General features: G+C 46.3%; 16 protein-coding genes. 13 read left to right on the top strand and 3 right to left on the bottom strand.

Annotation, left to right across the window (positions count from 1 at the left end; genetic code table 11):
• Positions 1 to 12 precede the first annotated feature (12 nt).
• The 5 genes from NIES2104_RS04985 to NIES2104_RS04965 all read left to right on the top strand — a co-directional run bounded on the left by NIES2104_RS04985 (position 13) and on the right by NIES2104_RS04965 (position 5173).
• Positions 13 to 1092, top strand: coding sequence for a hypothetical protein (locus NIES2104_RS04985; protein ID WP_058996331.1), 1080 nt, complete (start codon positions 13 to 15; stop codon positions 1090 to 1092).
• A 139-nt stretch (positions 1093 to 1231) separates the two neighbouring features.
• Positions 1232 to 2701 carry a DNA methyltransferase gene (locus NIES2104_RS04980; RefSeq protein ID WP_058996329.1) on the top strand — a complete coding sequence of 490 codons (1470 nt, stop codon included), beginning with the start codon at positions 1232 to 1234 and terminating at the stop codon, positions 2699 to 2701.
• A 14-nt stretch (positions 2702 to 2715) separates the two neighbouring features.
• Positions 2716 to 3828 carry a hypothetical protein gene (locus NIES2104_RS04975; protein WP_058996327.1) on the top strand — a complete coding sequence of 371 codons (1113 nt, stop codon included), beginning with the start codon at positions 2716 to 2718 and terminating at the stop codon, positions 3826 to 3828.
• 170 nt (positions 3829 to 3998) lie between these two features.
• Entirely contained in the window at positions 3999 to 4724 is a 726-nt protein-coding gene (locus tag NIES2104_RS04970; protein ID WP_058996324.1) for a PspA/IM30 family protein, read from the top strand.
• A gap of 68 nt (positions 4725 to 4792) precedes the next feature.
• Entirely contained in the window at positions 4793 to 5173 is a 381-nt protein-coding gene (locus NIES2104_RS04965) for a hypothetical protein (RefSeq protein ID WP_058996323.1), read from the top strand.
• 90 nt (positions 5174 to 5263) lie between these two features.
• On the opposite strand, the gene NIES2104_RS04960 is transcribed toward NIES2104_RS04965, so the two are convergent.
• The gene (locus NIES2104_RS04960; RefSeq protein WP_058996321.1) at positions 5264 to 6385 is read right to left on the bottom strand and encodes a geranylgeranyl reductase family protein; all 1122 of its coding nucleotides are present in this window, start codon (positions 6383 to 6385) and stop codon (positions 5264 to 5266) included.
• A 442-nt stretch (positions 6386 to 6827) separates the two neighbouring features.
• Here NIES2104_RS04960 and NIES2104_RS04955 point away from each other — a divergent pair, with 442 nt between their 5' ends.
• Together NIES2104_RS04955 and NIES2104_RS04950 are read left to right on the top strand one after the other, a co-directional pair.
• On the top strand, positions 6828 to 7802 hold the full coding sequence (locus NIES2104_RS04955; protein WP_156426868.1) for a hypothetical protein: 975 nt from the start codon (positions 6828 to 6830) through the stop codon (positions 7800 to 7802).
• A 37-nt stretch (positions 7803 to 7839) separates the two neighbouring features.
• Positions 7840 to 9300 (top strand): alpha/beta fold hydrolase, encoded by a 1461-nt coding sequence (locus NIES2104_RS04950; RefSeq protein ID WP_058996317.1) that lies wholly within the window; start codon positions 7840 to 7842, stop codon positions 9298 to 9300.
• A gap of 15 nt (positions 9301 to 9315) precedes the next feature.
• On the opposite strand, the gene NIES2104_RS04945 is transcribed toward NIES2104_RS04950, so the two are convergent.
• Entirely contained in the window at positions 9316 to 9825 is a 510-nt protein-coding gene (locus tag NIES2104_RS04945; RefSeq protein WP_058996315.1) for a hypothetical protein, read from the bottom strand.
• Positions 9826 to 9920: 95 nt separating this feature from the next.
• On the bottom strand, positions 9921 to 13559 hold the full coding sequence (locus tag NIES2104_RS04940) for an NB-ARC domain-containing protein (RefSeq protein WP_058996313.1): 3639 nt from the start codon (positions 13557 to 13559) through the stop codon (positions 9921 to 9923).
• 374 nt (positions 13560 to 13933) lie between these two features.
• Here NIES2104_RS04940 and NIES2104_RS04935 point away from each other — a divergent pair, with 374 nt between their 5' ends.
• The 6 genes from NIES2104_RS04935 to NIES2104_RS04910 all read left to right on the top strand — a co-directional run bounded on the left by NIES2104_RS04935 (position 13934) and on the right by NIES2104_RS04910 (position 19318).
• On the top strand, positions 13934 to 14365 hold the full coding sequence (locus NIES2104_RS04935) for a hypothetical protein (RefSeq protein WP_058996310.1): 432 nt from the start codon (positions 13934 to 13936) through the stop codon (positions 14363 to 14365).
• A gap of 128 nt (positions 14366 to 14493) precedes the next feature.
• Entirely contained in the window at positions 14494 to 14715 is a 222-nt protein-coding gene (locus NIES2104_RS04930; protein ID WP_058996308.1) for a hypothetical protein, read from the top strand.
• On the top strand, positions 14712 to 15383 hold the full coding sequence (locus tag NIES2104_RS04925; RefSeq protein WP_058996306.1) for a hypothetical protein: 672 nt from the start codon (positions 14712 to 14714) through the stop codon (positions 15381 to 15383). The genes NIES2104_RS04930 and NIES2104_RS04925 overlap by 4 nt, the downstream gene beginning before the upstream one ends.
• Before the next feature lie 40 nt (positions 15384 to 15423).
• Positions 15424 to 16659, top strand: coding sequence for a hypothetical protein (locus NIES2104_RS04920; protein WP_058996303.1), 1236 nt, complete (start codon positions 15424 to 15426; stop codon positions 16657 to 16659).
• A 50-nt stretch (positions 16660 to 16709) separates the two neighbouring features.
• Positions 16710 to 17015, top strand: coding sequence for a hypothetical protein (locus tag NIES2104_RS04915; RefSeq protein WP_058996301.1), 306 nt, complete (start codon positions 16710 to 16712; stop codon positions 17013 to 17015).
• Positions 17016 to 17116: 101 nt separating this feature from the next.
• The gene (locus NIES2104_RS04910; RefSeq protein ID WP_058996299.1) at positions 17117 to 19318 is read left to right on the top strand and encodes a PhoX family phosphatase; all 2202 of its coding nucleotides are present in this window, start codon (positions 17117 to 17119) and stop codon (positions 19316 to 19318) included.
• Positions 19319 to 19362: the final 44 nt, after the last annotated feature.

Genomic DNA, 19362 nt, shown 5'->3' with positions numbered 1-19362 from the left:
GGAGTCTACCTTATGCCTCACGATCGCGCTTCTCTCAATCCCAAACTACAACAGGCGTTAAGCTGTCTCGATTTACAATTAGAAGACGAACTCACCCGCTATCGCCGCCAAAAAGCCGGATTAAGCGTTGCTCCGATCGTCATGCGCCCCAAACAGCCCCCGAAAAAGCCTGTTGAATTAACGCAAACGAATCCAGACGCGCCACCCAAAGCAATTTCGTTCGATCTTGGCAAATCTGCGTACGCGGAGCGCGGTGCAAGCATCGCTGAAACTCCCTCGATCGACGAAAGCGCGATGATTCCATACGAATCAGAAACCGCTGGAGAAGCGCTGTTTGAAATGGCATACGAAGATTCGGCTCCGCCCGATGACTATCTCGAATCGTCAGAGCATCTTTTGAGAAGCTTAGAGCGCGAAGAAGCAAAGGTCGAAGTCGAACGCGGATTTCTGCAAAGCTTATCGACTCCATTGGGAATTGGGTCGATGTTAACGCTGCTAGTATCGAGTGCGATGCTGGGCTATGTGATTATGAATCCTGCGATTTTGGGTGGCATTGCTCAGAGATTCAGTCAGCCTGAAGTTGCAGAAAGTCCCACCCCAGAGGCTTCAACTGCCGATATTTCGACCTCCCCCAGACTCGATCGCGATGAATTTTCCGAACTTGGTTTAGAGTCTCTCTCGGTCATTCGCACGAAACCGACTCCGGTTCCTAGCGTTTCTCCGTCTCCGAGTCCTTCCGCTTCGCCTGCCGCACCGAGCGCGATCGTTCCGCCTTCGATCGCACCGTCTCCAGCGGTATCCCCTTCTCCGATCGCAAGTTCTTCTGTCCTGCTTCCTTCCGTTTCCGTCCCCCGGACCCAACCTCCCGCGCCTGTTATTCAATCCCCCAGCCGACCGTCTCAGTACTATCGAGTGGAAGCCCCCTTTACAGGTGATCAATCTCTTGCGACGGCTCGCCAAGTCGTTCCAGATGCCTTTGTGCGTTCTGATGGCAAAATTCAGCTTGCTGCGACTGTAACCGAATCTGAGGCGCAAAAAAAAGTTCAGGAACTCAAAAATCGCGGGTTGAGTGCCAATGTTCAGAAGCCGTAGCCCGATGCTCATACCTCATAATGTACATTGCGGTTTTACGCTTTAGAGTGTGTACTTCAATCTCACAAACTACAAGTGGCGTAATGTGGAAGAGAAGCTGGTATGATACGCTATATCTGCAATTGGAATAGAGTTCGGTATGGCTGCAACAACTATCAAAGACATTAGCAATCCTGATACATATAAAGGTCTATACTCATTCCATAAGTATTGGGGTAAGAAACCAACAGAAAGCATCACCTTCTTCATTCAGAACTATACAGAAAGTACTGATATAGTTCTTGACCCTTTCTTAGGATCAGGGTTAATTAGTCGAGAATGTTTATCTAAAAGAAGGAGATTTATTGGGATTGATGTTAATCCACATTCTATTGAACATACAAACTTTCTATTAGATTTGCCAGAAGCTTCATTATTTCGAGATGCCTTAAAAAGCATTGAAATCAATATCAAACAGAAAATTAATGATACCTATCATACGAGCGACGGGAAGATTGGATCTCATTACTTATGGAGCGGCAAGAACCTATCAAAGATATGGTTTAAACCAGAGATAGGTAGAAGTAAAGTTGAGATAGATCCAAGTAGATTTGATTTAGAAAACTTCAACTCATTCACACAGTATAAGATTCGCAATATTAGAGACGCGACTTTTTTCACAAATTCTAGGATTAATTCTAGTAGTCAGATGTCGATTTATGACCTCTTTACTAGCAGAGCTTTACATAATATTGATTTGATATTAGATGAAATCAAGTTACTTCCAGATACACTTAAACGCGCTTTCTTACTGACCCTCACTTCCTCATCGGGACAAATGTCGTCTATGGTATTTGCAATTACCAATAGAGGAAAAACAAAGCAACAAACTTCCAATAAGATTGAAGTTGGAAGCTGGGTTATTGGTTACTGGAGACCAGAACTACACTTTGAGATTAATGTTTGGAATTGTTTTGAAAGCAGGGCTAACAAGCTGTACAAGGCATTGCTTAATATCAATACACACAAATACTTGCAACATGAATCAATTAATGCTCTCTTAGAGAATAAGCAGGGTGCAGCAATTCTTAATGGGGATTGCTTGAGTATTATGAAGACGATACCCGAAAAAACCATAAAGCTAATTTGTACTGATCCACCTCACGGTGACAGAATTCCTTATCTCGAATTGAGCGAGATGTGGAATTCCATCTTAAATGAGGAGGTCTATTTTGAAAGAGAAATTGTTATTTCTAATGCTAAAGAAAGGAATAAAAAGAAAGATGAATATATCAGACAAATGAAGTTATTGATCAGCCAATCAGATCGTATCCTTACCAATGATGGAATGTTCTTGATGTATTTTAATGCTCGTGATAAGCAAAGCTGGAGATTTCTAGAAGTTCTTGAGAGTAGTTCTGATTTGAAATTTGTCGGTACTTTTCCTATGGAATATTCTGCAAACTCGGTAGTTCAGGATAATAGGAAAGGTGGATTAAAAACAGATTGCGTTCTTGTTTTTGCTAAAAAAGAAGCTAGTATTAAATTTCAACAAAAATTAAATAAAATTTCGGGTTGGTCAACCTCATTACCAAAAGCGAATTCAGCGTCGCAATCTTTGATAAGGTGAGAAATCCTCAAACAATGACAAAGAAAGATTTTGCTTACTGGAAGAAACTGCATGATGGCGATGATTTAACGGAGTTCAATACGAATTCTACAGGTCAGCTATGGCTGAAGATAAAATCGATCACAAGGAAAGAACTATTATCAGAGTTTACCGCAAGGCTTTGTTTGAATCTAACCTCTACTACGCTGAGTGGACAATTTGAAGAGTTATTTTGTTTACTAGAAACCAATTCAAGCCAATCGCATCAGCAGTTAGACGCATACATTAGAGAGAAGAATCTACAGCAGTTACAAGAGTTGGATCAGGAAGCACTGGTTTCTGAACTATATAAGTTGAAAACATTTGAGTGGGGAGGAGATTACCAAAACTCCCTAGATAAATACCTGGTATCTCACTATGTAAAAGTAATTTCATCTTATGAAGTGTTAATCTCAAAATTCGAGACGGAAATAAATCGTGCTGTTCAAGGCTATGTGTTGAATAGTTGGTATAACCATTGGTCTAGTATTCTAATTGAGCACTTGTTCAAAGCCCATTCATCTGTTTTACCCGCTGTTGGACAGATTAAGAGCGTGGATTTCTTTATTCAAAATCTACCTTTTGATTTGAAGGTTACATACTTTCCCTCGGAGTATCTGAGGCTAAAGAGAAGAGAGAAAGAACTTCCTGTGGAACTAACTTTTCTGAAGCAAAAAGCGCGAGAGCTTTCTGTAAACTTTGATAAATCAGCAAAGTCCTCTGAAATTTACTATGAGATAACTGAAAAGTTAAAAGATAGAAACGATGAATTATCTCTAGGTGTTTTAGATCAAATAAGATCCCAAAATTTAACAATTGTTGGCGAAGCTCAGCAGAATTCAAAGAATTTAATCAAGTGGTTATACGAAAATCAGGGAGAAATGCGTTTTGGCTCAGAAAATAGGTTATTTCTCGTATTGATTGATACGGCTGATTTTTCAAGCTCCTGGAAGCTTAAGAGGAACTTAGATCTTCTAGCGCCTGCAATAAATTCTTTCCTTAATAGTTTCAGTTCAAAACCAACTTCAGACCTGACGGTCAATTTCTGCTACTCAGGTAAGTCACAAACGTTTACTGCATTATCAGATGTGATTTTTGTTGTGAAATAAAACGAATTTTTTCTGAAGGCTGATGAGCATTAGTTTAGATCATGCAAGTATAACGGAGATTAAGAGGTCTTGGTACTCTGTCCGAGATTAACTATTGATAGACGAATCAACGCGATTCGGTGCGGTAGGATTTAGGGAAGCTCTGAATTCTTCTCCTGGGAGTTGCTGATATGGGATTGTTTGACCGCATCTGGCGAGCCATTCGGGCGAACCTAAATCATCTAGTCGGACAGCTAGAAGATCCAGAAAAAATTCTGGAGCAGACCGTGATCGATATGCAGGATGATTTGATTCGTCTGCGGCAAGCGGTGGCACAAGCGATCGCGACTCAAAAACGCACCGAACGCCAAGCGAGTCAAGCCCGAACGAGTGCGGAGGAATGGTATCGCCGCGCTCAGTTGGCATTGACGAAAAGCGATGAAAATCTAGCACGAGAAGCACTCGCCCGCCGGAAAAGCTATGTCGAAACGGCGAATGCGATGGAAGCTCAGTTAGAGCAGCAAGGGTCTGTGGTGAAGCAACTGAAGCAGAATATGCTCAAGCTCGAAGGCAAGATTTCTGAAGCCAAGACCAAGAAAGATATGTACATCGCACGAGCGCGATCGGCAAAAGCTTCCGAGCAACTTCACGAGATGCTGAATCGAGTGGGAACTGGGAGCGCGATGGGTGCGTTTGAGCGGATGGAAGAAAAAGTGTTGCAGCTTGAAGCGAAATCGGAAGCGATCGCGGAATTGGGCGGTGATGATCTCGAAAAGCGGTTTGAAGCGTTGGGGCAAGGCGATGATCTCGATGCAGAACTTGCAGCGATGAAAGATCAGATCAGCGGTAAGTTACCTGCTGCGGCTCCGATTGATCCAGAGTTAGAGAAACTACGATCGGAGATTCGCGGATCTTAAACCGAGAGGTAGACGGCAACCTAGATCATAAGTTCTATAACAGTCATGATGAGATCAAACCAATAATCATGACTGTTCAAGATTTAAGAAAAAGTGACATGATGGCGCATTTGCTCGATTCCCTCGAATCGGGAGAAGATATCGGGCACTATGGGCGCTTAGTTTTTGCAATGGTGGCACGTCATTTCTTACCAAAAGAAGAAGTGATCGACTATTTACTTAAAGATCAAGACTGTGATGAAGCAGAAGCAAAATCGCTTTATCAGCAAGTCGAAGGGAAAGATTACAATCCGCCGAAGCGCGATCGAGTTTTGGCATGGCAACAAGAGCAGGATTTTCCGATTTGCCCGAATTCTGATGATCCGGATGCGTGTAATGTGTACCGGGATTTAGAGTTTCCGCAGCACGTTTATGACCAAATTTCGAGCTATTACGAACATAAGGCGTAATTCCGGAAAAACCATGCAACCCATTCTGCGTTGATCCAATAACGTAGAGACGCGATTAATCGCGTCTCTACCCGGAATTTTGCGCGATTCCTAACCCCCCATACCTGGAATTAATCCACCCCCTAATCGTTTTAGGGCACGATTTGCAACATCGGCATACCGCAATTCACCGCACATAATCTTACCCAACCGATCGGTAGCAGTCGGACGCTTCACACCCACCTTGTAGCCGATTCCCGGTACGCGATAAAACAGATTTGCCAGTCGTTGCGCCCAAACCATGTCACTCCCCCAATCCCGCTGAATCGTCTCAGTGTATTGAGCCAATGCCGATCGATCACCGCTCAAAGATTGGTCGATCGCTTCTGCTGCTTTCATGCCGCTATACATTGACGGGCGAATGCCTTCAGCCGTCATTGGATCAACGATCGAGGCACTTTCTCCAGCGAGAACCGCGTTTTGAGTGTGCAGCGTTTGATCACCGTCCCAAAATGCGATCGGGTGTGTGTAAACCTGAGCACCGCTCGTATTAAATCCCGCTTCTTTGGCGTATTTCGATAGAGCCGCGTTGAAATCAGTGCGATCGTCGCCCCGAAATGAAGCGGTTCCAGCGGAAAATCCTTCCGCCTTGGGTAAGTTCCAGATAAAGCCGTTTTTCAGCATTCCGAAATCAAACTGTGCTGTACTCCCGATCGCATGAGGCGCTTCCATAACGGCTCCCATCCGGGTTTTGCGTTCCTTAAATCCAAGCCATTTTGCCATTGGTCCTTTCGCGCCATCAGCAGCAATTAAGTATTTTGCTTCTAACGTTCCAGAAGTGGTATTGACCTGCCAGCGATCGCCTTTAAATTCGATTCCTGTCACCGCAGTTGCATCTTGAAGTTTTGCTCCAGCTTGCTGTGCTTGGTTCATCAAAAATTCATCAAACTGGTCGCGGCGCACCATCCACATCGGCTCAGGTGTATTTAAGGTGGCATCGACCGGATCACCGAGTTTCCAGGTATAGCGAATCGTATTCACTTTTCGCGAAATCACGGGGGCAAAATCGAAATCGAACCATTGAGCGATCGCAGGAGAGACACCACCGCTACAGGGCTTATAGCGAGGCAGTGCTTCTTTCTCTAGCACTAAAACAGAGCGTCCGCGTTTGGCGAGATGATAGGCAGCAGTTCCTCCGGCGGGTCCTGCTCCGACAACAATACAGTCAAACATAAGGCTGGAAGTTCACTCCTACGTTTACGCTATCTAGGTCATTCAGACGTTTTGCTTGTGATCCGAACTGTTTAGGCAATTCTCACAAATGCACTGTAAGTGTACGTCAGATCTTTAAGAGAAAAGTAGCTCGTTTGACTGGGCTTTATGCAATCTAATTTTTCAAGACTCCATTCGAGACAAATTGTTGGTAAACGAATGATTCGATCGAGCATCAATAAAAGCTTATGGAAACTGAACTTTATTCACGGAAATTACGGTCATTTATCCGTATACACTTGACCGAAATGTAAAGCTTTTACACAAGAAGCAGATGATTTATCAAGTTTTTATCTACTCAAGGGAACAATCGTGAAGGATTGACAAATTCACCGGGTGTTTCTGCCGAATGCTGGAAGATTAGGAACAGCAGGCTTAAAAAATTGCTTGATGGAGATAGAGTGTGTTTTTAGGATTTCACTGGCTAAGAGAGCTATATCATGATGCTTATGATTCGGGATATGAATGGTTCCGAGGTATGAGCAGAAATCCAAAATGGCTATTGATGCGACAGTTGGCGCGATTTGGAGTTGTGCGATCGCTCTTTCGCCACTTTCAGACCTGTGAAGTTCCTCAATTCTCCGGTGAGTCTGTCTTTTCTCATGCCGCTTCAGACATTGTGCAATCGGTCGTTAAAGATGGATTGTATCTCGGCTTAAATCTTCCGTCTGAGATGCTTCAGGACATCATTGCTTACGCGAAACAGTATCCTTGTTACGGCGATCGCAAACCCGAATATGGCTTTCACTCTGCTCAACGCCTCGAAGCAGAGCGCTGGTACGATCGCCAATTTGTGACTGCCAGCTATGTGAATACGATCGAGACTTGTCCTGCGATTGCCCAATTGAGTCGTGATCCGCTGATTTTGTCGATCGCGGCTCGATATTTAGGAACCAGCCCGGTTTTAATTAGTAGCAATCTCTGGTGGAGTTTTGTCACCGATGCGTCACTTCAAGCGCGACGAAAGGCGGCTCAATTGTTTCATTACGATTTAGATGATTATCGATTTATCAAATTCTTCTTCTATCTGACAGATGTAGATGGGTTAACAGGAGCACACGCCTGTATGCAGGGAACCCATCGTCGCAAGAAATTAGGACACGAATTGAATCGAAAACGGTTTAAGGATTCAGAAATTATTGATGCGTATGGCATTGAAAATTTAGTCACCATTCGCGGAAATGCAGGTTTCGGATTTGTCGAAGATACCTTGTGTTTCCACAAAGGAATGCCACCGATTCGACACGATCGATTAATGCTTCAGCTTGAATTTGCCACCCGCGACTATCACATGCAGCACGATCGAGTCGATCCGCGATCGCTCTTTGTCTATGCGGCTCATCTGCGCGATCGACCGTTGAATCGCTCGAATTTCTAACGATCGTCCGATTCGGATTATCGGTAGAACTGCTTTGATGGAAAAATCGTCGATCGAGGATTGTCCATTGAAGCCGTATCGAATTGGATTGCTGATTTTAGCTGGATTGCTGATTGCTCTTTCTTGGTGGGGCATTTTTTCTGCCCGTTCAGGCTTGATCGTTCGTTCTCTGAACCAAGAAGGCGTTCCCCTGCTCTACCTTGCACCGAAATCATTGCGTGCTGTGCCAGGAGTGTTGGTGGCTCATGGTTATTCGGGGTCAAAACAATTGATGCTGAGTTATGGTCATGTACTTGCTCGATCGGGCTATGCAGTGATGCTGTGGGATTGGGATGGACATGGTGCAAATCCGAGTCGATTGCAGGACGGTTCGCTGCGACGGAATTTTGGAACGGCATGGAACGCGATCGCACAGCAACCAGAAGTAGACGCGACTCGATTAGCAGTCCTCGGACATTCGATGGGCAGTGGTGCAGTGATGGATGCTGCAATTCTTCATCCGGGTGACTTTTCTGCAACGATCGCTGTTTCTCCGACAGGTGCAAAGGTGACTCCAGATCGCCCGCGAAACTTGCAGATTCAAGCGGGAAGCTGGGAAGGTGGATTTATTCGCAATGCAGAACGAATCCTTCAGCAAGCAGGTGGTAGCAATTCAGATGTTGCGAATGGTCGAGGTCGGGAATTTATTCTGGTTCCGAATGTTGAACATATTACGATCTTGTTCAATTCGGTCAGTCACAATGCAGCGCGTCAGTGGCTCGATCGTACATTTGGAGCACAGCAGCAAAGTCAATATGTCGATCGTCGAATGCTCTGGCAAGCGGTTCATTTAATCGGCTGGCTCATCGGTCTTGCGGCAATCATGCCGAGCTTGCAGATTGTTACTACTCCGATTTCGATTTCACCGTTACAGCGTTGGGGTGGATTGCTTTTATCTTCGACAGTGCCAACGGCTGGATTGGTCTTGCTCGATCGCGTCACGGACTTACAGACGCTCGGTGGTGTTCAAGTCGGTGGTGCAATTGCACTTTGGTTTTTACTGGCTGGATTAATTTGGTTGATCGTTCTGCGGCAAATTCCGCAATTCAATCTCAAGAAGTTAATGTTAGGAATCGGTGTGTTTACTGTGCTGTGGATTGCAGTCGGAGCAATGGCGCAATTGGTTTGGTTGCAGTCGGTGTTGATTCCGGTGCGGCTTGAAGTTTGGGGCATGATTGCGATCGCGTCTCTGCCCTGGTTTTTGGCAACCGAAATCGCCCAATCGAAACAGCGCGCCGTTTGGGGAATTGCTCAAAGTGTTGCTTTGATTGGCGGGTTTATTTTGGTGCTGCAATTTTTACCGCAGCTTGGATTTATGTTTCTTTTGCTGCCGCTGTTTCCAGTGTTGCTGACCGTGTTATCGATCGTAGCGGCTCAAGTTCGAGAACAGTGGAGTGTCGCGATCGCCAGTGCTTTATTTTTTGCCTGGTTACTTGCAGCAGGATTTCCGCTGGCTTAGCTCCACTGTCCAAACTTAAGCGCCTTGAAAGCGAGAAGGATTGTCTTGCACTTTCTTCAACAAACCGCGCCGTTCAGCGTGTTTGGTGGTGATCGCAACACTTCTTCTTGCTTTGGAGATTTCCGCCGCATCGAACTCATCGTAAAGCTGATTGATCAAATCATCGATCGATAAAGCACTTTTCTCATCTGCCAGCACTTTCAAAATCGCATCCATCGGCTTGAGGTCTTTGAATTTTGATTTGAGCTTGCCAGCATCGAAGGCACCCCCCTTACTGGAGGATTTTGGTGCTGCGGTCTTCTTAGCAGTGGTTTTTGCTGGAGACGGTGTAGCAGGCTTAGATTCAGGTGCACTTTCAGTCGGTGCAGCTTCACCCAGCAGTGAATTGATGTAACCGAGAACGCGATCGATCTCTGCTTCAGCTTCTTTCGTTACTGTTTCAGCGATTGTTTCTTGTTCACTCAGCAATCGAGCACGAGTCTGTTCAAGTTCTGCTTTAAGCGTATCGTTGAGGATAGTAGGCACTGTTAATTTCCTTGGTTGAAGCGCATTACCTAAAGATTGTAGTGTGAACTGCCACTTTTGGTGCTGCTATCTTCAAAAGTTTTAGTGCAGTAACTTTACTCTGCGGGTGGTTTGTCCTCGATCGATGCACCAAGAACTTTCAGGGAAAGCTTTTGAGCTTCGTTTAGTCCTTGCACTCCAATGAGCTTCATTCCTTCGTAAAACCGTTTTCGAGCAAGCTTCTGTACTTCTGGATTGGCATACTGTCCTGATGTAAACTTCCACAACCCGATCGTTTCATCTTCGCTTCCCGTTGCAATGGTACGACCATCAGGACTGACCGCGATCGCTCGAATTGGCTCAGAATGTTCTGGCTCAGAACGATAGATACAGCTCGTCGTCGCCACATCCCAAACGTAGATTCTACGGTCATCACCTGCACTCACAAGCTTCTGACCATCAGGACTAAATGCGATCGCATAAACGGTTCCTGTATGCCCTTTTAACTCCTTGCAGTTCCGCTCTTTAATGTTCCATAAGCGAATGATGCCATCGGCTCCACCACTGGCTAAAAGACTATTGCCTTCGTTGTTCTCGGTCAACGGCGCGAAAGCAACTGTCCAGACTGCATCAGTGTGTCCTCGCAAATCTGTAACATATTGCGGCTCGTGAATGTCCTGAACATCCCACAGACGCAGCACTGGATCGCCGCCACCACTCACTAACCATCGCCCACTAGGACAAAAAGCCACACACCAGACCCAACGATGTTGTCGAGTTAACGGTTTCTCGCGCAGTTCGTCGCCCGTTTCCGCATTCCAGAGCCGTACGGTGTAATCTTCGCTGCCCGTTGCAAGCGTTTTACCATCTGGACTAAATGCCGCACACCACACCCAATTGGTATGTTGTCGCCCCGTCCAGCGCAATCGACAAGCAGATAGATTGCTCACATCCCACAGTTTGAAGGATGAACCTCTACTGCCATGCACCAATCGTTCTGATTGAGGTTCGTAGGCTAAGCAGCGAATTCGAGCAAGATGATCGGACAGCCGATACGCTGGATCAGTTGGTTTTTCTAGATCCCAGAAATAGACTTCTCCATTATCTGTTCCACTAATTAATGTGCGATCGTCTTTGAAAGCAAGCCCATAAACCCCTCGTGTGTAGCCTTTTAATGTGTTGAGAAGGCTTCCAGTTTTGTTATCCCACAATCGTGCAGTCTGGTCATCCCCCGCGCTAATCACTCGGCGGCAGTCAGGACTAAACCCAACCGACCAGACCTGGTTCGTATGTCCTCTCAACTCCATCTGAGGCTGCTGTAGATTGGTTGCTTCCCAGACGCGAACGATCGTATCTTCTCCGCCGCTTACAATCCGTTGTCCATCCGAGCTAAAGCGCACAGAGTGGATTTTTTGAGTATGACCTGAAACTGAAGGTTGGCAATGTCCTGTTTTGAGGTTCCACACTCGGATCTTGCCGTCTGCGCTTCCACTCACACAAGACTCCCCATCGGGGCTAATGTGAATCGCATACACCTGGTTTGCTTCGTCGTGGGTTGAGTCTGGAGCTAAAAAAGTTGCTGCTTGTGTTGCTGTTTTCCAATCCCAGATATGGACTCCGCGATCGCTGCCACTGATAATCCAATGTCGATCGGGGGTAAATTCAACCGACCAAACCGCAACCTCACCGTGATCCAACACTTGGAGCAGTTCTCCGGTTTCTGCGTCCCAAATTTTCACTTTGCCTTCTTCGCCGCTGCTTGCAATCCATCGGTCATCAGAACTCACGGCAACTGAACTGACAGGCTGATCATGAGTGCCAATTAAATTGAGCGTGTCTTTGAGCTGATGAGTCGTCCAGCGGTGAACTGCACCATCTTCGCCGCCACTGACGAGAAAGTCACCTTTTGTACTAAATTTAATCGACCAAATTCGCTTCTTATCGTGTCCTTGGACTGAATCAATCTGCTTATTATCTGAGACTTGCCACAGTCGAAGCTCTCCATTGTTCATGCCGATCGCAAATCGATCACCGTCTGGGTGAAAGGCGACAGAAATGATTCCGGTAATCGTTTCTCGAAACACTGAGCTAGACAAATCAGCGTGGGTGAAGTTCGTTTCCTGCAACTCGACATCTTCTAAGTAAGCTTGTCGGATGGTGAGTTCTGACAGGTCTTTCCGACTTAGCGGCATTTTAAAGTAGCGCATCAGATTAATGATGTTTCCTGCCCGATATCCCACTCTGGGAGCTTCTGGCTCTTGGAGCTTTTTTAACATCTCCCACAATTTTTCTTCGAGTGTGCTTGGAGCGGGATAACTCTGCTTGAGTCGGTTCGCGATCGGTTCTAAGACAGTCTCTTCCTGGAGTTGCCGTACGCGATCTTGTGCAGTGGCTTTCATTAAAGCATGGCTGTCTAAAAGCTCCAACGCTTCAGTATCAGGATCTTGTTTCTGAAGTTCAAATCCGTGGCTGATTTGTTTGACCAATCGTTTCAGCACGTATTCACACACGACAGGTTGCTGTCTGAATTTTGCGCCCGATGGTTCAATCAGCGATCGCCAAAGCAGCGATCGTAAAGCATTCAACAGTGCATCCTGTGACTCCAAAAAGACGAGATCTTGCTGTAACACTTCGGGAGAAGTCGAACTGTAGTTGAGTGCTAACCAATACATGATTTTCACTTCTAGATCCGAAAGTCGATCGAATTGTTGATCGAGCAGTTCTTCGATGTCTCGAATCACTGGAATGCCCTGCTTTAAGAAGAGCGAGACATTATTGCCAAACAGTTCTTCGATCGCGGTTGCGACAATTTTCAGCGCGAGCGGATTGCCTCCGTAGATGTTGAGCAGATTTTTTGCTTGTTCGTCGGTTGCAGTAATGCCTTTATCGAGCAGTAATTTTTGTCCGTCTTTGAGCTTCAGCCCTCCCACGTGAAAGGCACGAGTCCGCAGCTTTTTTCCTTGCAGCGTGGCAGCTTCTTTTGGTTTTTCGCGGCTGGTAATCAGGACACAGCTTTGATGCGTTTCTTCTCCGATCCGTCTGAACAATTTCCCATACTCTTTAAAGTCTTCGCGATATTCGCCTGCTAGCGTTCCTTCTTGCAGCAAAGATTCTGCATTATCAAACACAATCAAGCATCGTTGTTGAGTGAGATGAGTCAGAAACTTAGAAATTTGTAGTTCAATATCTGCTTCGTGCTGGGGTTCATCCGACAGCATTGCAATGAGATCGGTCAGAAGAACCTGAGGATCTGGAGTGGTTCGGAGCGATTGCCAGATGACGCGATCGAATTCGTTTTGAAGGTCATGTGCGAGTTTTGCTGCCAGCATGGTCTTGCCGATGCCACCCTGCCCGAATAGCAGCAAAAGTTTCAACTGCTCGTGTCGAATCCACTTTTTTAAGGTGTCTAACGATTCATCTCTGCCACAGAATCCAGACACATCGATTTTATCTTCCCGGCTCATCCAGCTTGAGGATTCAGCGGCGCGTTCACTGCTGGATTCTGTCGAGGGAACATCCATGAAAAGCTGGCTCTTGAGTCGGTTGAGCTTACCCTGACTGTCTCCGAGAATGTGGAACTTTTTATAGACTGATCCTAAACGTTTGCGAAACGCAACGGGTGAAATTTTGAGTTTCTCGGCGCTGCTTTCGGCTGAATTTCCCTCGATTGCTAACTCCAGCGCTTCTAATTCTATTTTTGATAATCCGTGAGCGATCGCGGCGTTCTTCAAGTGGTCGGGCGAGATTTGAGTCATCGTGAGGGCGCTCCTGTATTGTGAGAACATGTGAGCTTTTTATATAAGTAAGGTGAGAAAACGTGAGCAGGAAGTATACTAAGTTGTAATTTCACTATTCACGATCGACAAACGAGGGTTTGAAATATAGACGCTGATTGGCTTCTACGCGACTTGCATTATATCTAAATTGTATTGCTATGCTACAGAAGACGGTCAAGGTTCCCTGAAAAATTCATACTTTTTTGATGCGACCTGACAAATCGACCTTTTACTGATTGAAATTTATTAGGTGAGCATCTATATTGATAGATAACAAATTATTCGGTGTGGGATAAGGCTGTTTCGGTTCTTTCGCTTCATAAACTTTCACTCGCCTTCAACCGAGGTGTACGATGCAAATACCGCCCCTTGAGCAAACTGTCCAAGAATTGGATCACGTCTTTCGAGCAACGGGACACACCATTCTCAAAATTGAAAGTCGGGCACGACGGGACGGAAATATCGGTGTGTGTGTGGGAAGCCACATCGAGTATTTGCACGTTGTCACCTTGGAGCAGTTCCAGAGTTGGAAAGACCAGCGAGTTTCGGCGCAAGAAACTGAACAGGTCGCACAATTCATCACCTATCTCGAAGACCGCTTAGCAGAAACGCTAATGGCAATTTTTGATCCGGATCTGCCTGTCCGACGGGGACAACTGGAAGTTTCAACCGAGCGGATGAAAGGTGGACGAGGACAGTTTTCGGTGATTGTCTGTGCGTCTCCTCAGCGATTGTTCAAATTTACGTTAGTGGAATGGCAACAGTGGTTTAGCTCTGTGGCTTAATCGCGATTTCGCTCGATCGACAATTGAATATTGATCATCTTGTTCGCCTCGATCGTTCTGAATTCGACAGGCTGACTCTCAGGTTTATGGGAGTTTGCCTGTCTTTTTGTTTTTTGGAGAACTTGACAATGAACTATCTACCTGAACAGACTACTTTTTTTGCCAAACCCAGTCTTGCCAAAATCGAAAGCGTGACTGCCGACGAAGTTCGCATTAGCTGGAGGGCAACGACTTGGAATGCTCAACTGTGTGAACCTTGCGATCGTCAATTTGCACCGGGTGAATGGGTTTGGGTTGTTGGTTTCTACAACATTGACCTGCTGATTATGGTTGAGGGAGGTCAGCGATGAAATCTCTCGACAAGTCCCAAAACCACGACGCGCTTTGGACGACTGCCATTTTAATCATGACTGCGCTGTCGATGGCAGGTGGTGTCTTTTGGATGTCTTTGCGATCGCGATCGATTCTGCATTTTCGCGCTGATGATCGGTCTGCTTCTGCGATCAAACCGTTAGCGAAAACTCGTCAGGCACATTGCCAAATCAGTAACCAACAGTATCGCCCGAACGATCAAGCTGTGTTCATGGAGTTCGCAGAACAGCCCGAAGTGGTTGCAACCTTTAAGAAAACAGGACTTGCGGCTTCGGTTCGATGTGCGGATCTGACGACGAGCGATCGCGAAAAAGGAACTTCTCCCATTTTGCTACTGGAGCGGATTGCTTCAGAGATTGTGAGTCAGAGAAAAGCAGGAAATCAGTCTGCAATCGTTGTCACAATCACATTACAAGCGGCTGAACCGGGAGCGAATCAGCCGAATCCGAGAGACTATCGCCGTTTGAAGCAAGCGATCGAGCGAATTGTAAATGAACGAAGTGCGATCGCGATTATCGGTGTGACTGGCAAACTCCAGAACGAGCTACAGAACCAACTCCAAGACAGTCCCAATGTTCAAATTTGTCCGGCGAATAGTGTTGCTGCTTGTGTTGAACAAGCGTTTACACAAGCTCGGAAATTGTGAACTCAATTCCTGCTCACGTCACCTACAAACTTACTAAACTATGCCCTCTCCTTCTTTTCCCAACGATGTCTTTACTCAAGGTCAGTTCAAGCTCGATGCACTTTTACAAGACTGGATGAATGTGCCGCAGTTGCAGATTCACACGCTTCCAGCAAAAAATCGAGCCGAGATGAATACACTTTCAGCCCATCAGGGTGCTTCGGAATTCGCTCGGTTTCGGAATTCCAAACTTGTGACGATCGTCGATCGAAAATTGTCCCCAATCATCAAACGTGTCATCCAAATCGGAACCGTTGTCGTCAGCGGTATCGTTTTCTCAGGTGGAACGCTGCTACTGACTGCTCGCTTAGATCAATATGCGTTTCCTGCTGCAATTTTGCTGGCTGCGGCGGTCGGTTTCTTAGCGGAAGAACGTGCAACCAAAGCGGTCTTTCACTGGAGACAGTTCCACGATACGCGAAATCTCTCGAAATCCTTGAAACAGGAATACGAGCAGCATCCGCCGATCAATGAGTTTCACAATCAATTCTTAACTGCACAGCAAAAAGTCTTTTATCGAGTCGAACGCGAACAACTCACTCCCCAGTTTTTGCTCGATGGTGGAATTGCGATCGCACTAAGCCTGATCGAATATCGCATCGGGATTTGGTTGATGAAAGTCCTAGAATTGCCTGGAAGTGAAAGCGCTCAGTCGTTCGTAGCGACGCTGCCGATTGTCTTGTTATGGGCAGCCGCTTTAGGGTTGAGTGAAGGGTTTGAGCGTCCTCAAGCTGCCGCAGAATCGATTCGGAAATATCAGCGCTACTGGCTGACACCCGAAACGTTTGCGCTTGAAGAAGTTAAGCGGATTTATGGATTAGATGCGGTGCTGCGATTTTTAGTCGAGGGCGATCCGAGTGGACGACTGAAGAATCTGGGAATGGCGATCGCTGAATTTGAAATTCAATACTATCAGCGGTATCGCTATTGTTTGGAGCAGGAATTGTTAGCGTTGATTGCAGCAAAACATGAACAGTTTCGCCAGACTCGACAGCAATTAAGCGATCGCTTTTTGAAGCCTGCTGGACTCTCTGAGGAAGAATCGGCATGGGAGCAGGAACAATGGATGAACCAACAAGGAAGTGATCTAGAGAGCGACTTGTACGAGGAATTAGGCTTTCTACAGCATCAGTATCAACATCAAATTCGAGACTGTGAAACGAAGATTGCGGCGGCTCAAAAAATGCAGAATGCCGCTTATCAAGCTTGGTGCGATCGACGGGGCTTGGCTTCGTGAAGCTTTGGGTGTGAGGAATGGTGCGATCAATTTATATCCTGGAGATCCCTATGAAAACGATTCCGCTTTGGACTGCTTTGATGGTGACAAGTACGATCGTGATTCTCAGTGCGACGAAACCGACCAAAGATGATTACACAGCGTTCGTGGCTTGGCAACTTCAGCAAACTGTATGCTCTCCAAAACAGCCGCTTTGTGAACCGTTCAAAATTGTACCTCCTGGATGGAGCAGTCAGTTTCTAAAACCTTCGGTCTATGAGCAGAACTTTGGAATCTTTGCGGTGTTTCGGTTACGGTTTATGGGCGTTGAAACTGCGAGTGTGGGCATTGCAGGACAGTTCATTCCGCTGAAATAGCAATGGAACGTGACATCTTCTCAATCTTTTACCCGGTCTTAACCTCTGATTGCTAGATTGCTGCTAAGACTGAGGCGAGTATCTACTGGAGTTCTACCCGTATGCCGATCAAACGCCGGAATTTTCTCATCTTTTTGGGTGCTGCTGCGGGGACAACCGCGATCGGTAGCTTGATCAAAAACAATCAAAAGTTTTCGATGCCCTTCCAATCGGCAAACACAGCGGGAACATTGTCCAATGTGAGTTTCAAGCCGCTTCAAAGTCCGATGTCACTGCTCACAGATATAAAGAGCACGACAGCAACAGAGTTTGAAGTTGTCGATGATTTGATTGTTCCAGAGGGCTTCTCTTATCAGGTCATCGGAGCTTGGGGCGACAAAATTGGTGATTCTCGGTTTGGTTATAACAATGATTACCTCTCATTTGTTGAAACTGCTCCGAATGAAGGATTTCTAACGATTAACTTTGAGTACATTAGTGCGATTCCTTGGTTGCAATCTTACTCGAAAGTGCTCGGTAAAGAGCTTCCCAAAGCTGCGGTTGAGAAAGAACTTCAAAAGACAAAAGGTGTGAATGCGTTTGCACTGCCTGAGAAAAATCCGCTCAAAGCTCAGATCAAAACCATTTGCAAAGAAGCTTTGATCGATCAAGGGATGGGTGTGATTTCGATTCGGAAGAATGCAGACGGCAAATGGGAGCGGACTTTCTCGAATGTCGATCGACGAATCACGGGAATTTCAGGACTCGAAGACGATCGCTATTTGGCTTGTACTGGACCTGCAAAAGCAGTTTTTCAGAAGAAAACGGGCAAGGGATACATGGATAAGTTAGGCGATCGCATGATTGGAACTTTCGGCAACTGTGCAGGCGGTACTACTCCATGGGGAACGGTTCTCAGTGCAGAGGAAAATATTCAAGTTCAGGTTCCTGATCCAGTTTATGCCGATGGAACTTCTTTTCCCCCCGATCGCGTGACGTTTACGATCGACGAAGAGGAAGTTTCCGGTCAAGGGAATGTCTTCGGTTTAGCAGGCAACAAGTACGGCTGGATTGTCGAAGTTGATCCAGCCAATCCTAAAGACTTTGGCACGAAACATACTTGGCTTGGTCGCTATCGACATGAGGCGGTCGGTGTTCGAGTGGAAGCGGGTAAACCGTTGGCATTCTATTCAGGATGCGATCGACGCAGCGGACACATTTACAAGTTCGTCAGTCGCGATCCGGTGAGTAATCCAAAAGATAAAGCTAACTCTCGCTTACTGTCTGATGGAATGCTTTATGCGGCGAAGTTTAACGAAGATGGAACCGGGCGATGGATTGCACTCAAACCGGATACGCCCGTGAATCCTGAAGATCCTTCGACGATCGTGGGTAGCATGATCAATCTACCAAAGCGCCCGGATGGTGGATTTACGCCAGTGCGGACTAAAAGCGCGATCGACCAATACAAGCAGAAGTTTAAAACCCTGGGCGATCTCTACGAAGGGAATGCGATCGAAAAGCAAGGTGCAATTCTAATCGATGCTCACTATGCGGCGAATGCTTGCGGTGCGACTTGTACGGCGCGACCAGAAGACACTGAAATTGCTCCAGATGGTTCGCTGTACATTTCTTTTACCTCTGGCTCACCGGATAGCAGAGATGGCGGACCGGATAAGCGCGTGTTCAAAGGACCAAATGGCGAAGCGCCTTACGAATACGGCTTTGTGATGCACGTGGTCGAAGATAACAATGATCCAGCCGCGATGACCTTTCAATGGAAAATGATGGCAATGGGCGGTGAACCGACTGCGGGCGGTGCTGGCTTCTCGAATCCTGACAATCTATTAATCGATCCCGATGGGCATGTGTGGATTGTCACTGATATGTCATCTGACAAGCTCAATAAAGCAGTTCCGAAGCGGATTGGTAAAAACGGGGTTCCAACCAGTCAATCAAACCTGCGCGGACTATTCGGCAACAATAGCTTATGGTTTGTGCCGACCTCTGGAGAAAATGCTGGAAATGCTTATCTATTTGCGATGGCTCCGATCGAAGCGGAACTCACCGGACCATTTTTAAGCCGCGATCGACAAACCCTATTCCTCGCAGTTCAACATCCTGGAGAAAGTAACGGCATTCGTCAAAATCTGAAATCTGAAACGCGCAAATATGCGATGAAGACCACAGACGGCGACGAGTTCACGCAAACGCGCCAAGTTCCAATTGGCTCGAACTTTCCTGATAAAAAAGCGAATGCGGCTCCGCGCCCTTGTGTGGTTGTGGTGACGAAAAGCGATCGTCAAAACATCACCTCAGCTTAAACAAAAGATTGTGACCGCTTAAACAACTCTTTCAAGCGGTCACA

This window comes from Leptolyngbya sp. NIES-2104 (assembly GCF_001485215.1).
In the GTDB taxonomy this organism is placed as follows: Bacteria; Cyanobacteriota; Cyanobacteriia; order Leptolyngbyales; family Leptolyngbyaceae; genus Leptolyngbya.
Note: the sequence above shows the minus strand (reverse complement) of the source record. Positions and strands in the feature narration are given on the sequence as shown.

Excerpts from the sequence above, each read along its gene's own strand:
- NIES2104_RS04915 (WP_058996301.1), top strand. The coding sequence starts at position 16,710 with ATGAAAACGATTCCGCTTTGGACTGCTTTGATGGTGACAAGTACGATC.
- NIES2104_RS04960 (WP_058996321.1), bottom strand. The coding sequence starts at position 6,385 with ATGTTTGACTGTATTGTTGTCGGAGCAGGACCCGCCGGAGGAACTGCT.
- NIES2104_RS04930 (WP_058996308.1), top strand. The coding sequence starts at position 14,494 with ATGAACTATCTACCTGAACAGACTACTTTTTTTGCCAAACCCAGTCTT.
- NIES2104_RS04965 (WP_058996323.1), top strand. The coding sequence starts at position 4,793 with ATGACTGTTCAAGATTTAAGAAAAAGTGACATGATGGCGCATTTGCTC.
- NIES2104_RS04910 (WP_058996299.1), top strand. The coding sequence starts at position 17,117 with ATGCCGATCAAACGCCGGAATTTTCTCATCTTTTTGGGTGCTGCTGCG.
- NIES2104_RS04985 (WP_058996331.1), top strand. The coding sequence starts at position 13 with ATGCCTCACGATCGCGCTTCTCTCAATCCCAAACTACAACAGGCGTTA.
- NIES2104_RS04950 (WP_058996317.1), top strand. The coding sequence starts at position 7,840 with ATGGAAAAATCGTCGATCGAGGATTGTCCATTGAAGCCGTATCGAATT.
- NIES2104_RS04975 (WP_058996327.1), top strand. The coding sequence starts at position 2,716 with ATGACAAAGAAAGATTTTGCTTACTGGAAGAAACTGCATGATGGCGAT.
- NIES2104_RS04935 (WP_058996310.1), top strand. The coding sequence starts at position 13,934 with ATGCAAATACCGCCCCTTGAGCAAACTGTCCAAGAATTGGATCACGTC.
- NIES2104_RS04980 (WP_058996329.1), top strand. The coding sequence starts at position 1,232 with ATGGCTGCAACAACTATCAAAGACATTAGCAATCCTGATACATATAAA.
- NIES2104_RS04940 (WP_058996313.1), bottom strand. The coding sequence starts at position 13,559 with ATGACTCAAATCTCGCCCGACCACTTGAAGAACGCCGCGATCGCTCAC.
- NIES2104_RS04925 (WP_058996306.1), top strand. The coding sequence starts at position 14,712 with ATGAAATCTCTCGACAAGTCCCAAAACCACGACGCGCTTTGGACGACT.
- NIES2104_RS04920 (WP_058996303.1), top strand. The coding sequence starts at position 15,424 with ATGCCCTCTCCTTCTTTTCCCAACGATGTCTTTACTCAAGGTCAGTTC.
- NIES2104_RS04970 (WP_058996324.1), top strand. The coding sequence starts at position 3,999 with ATGGGATTGTTTGACCGCATCTGGCGAGCCATTCGGGCGAACCTAAAT.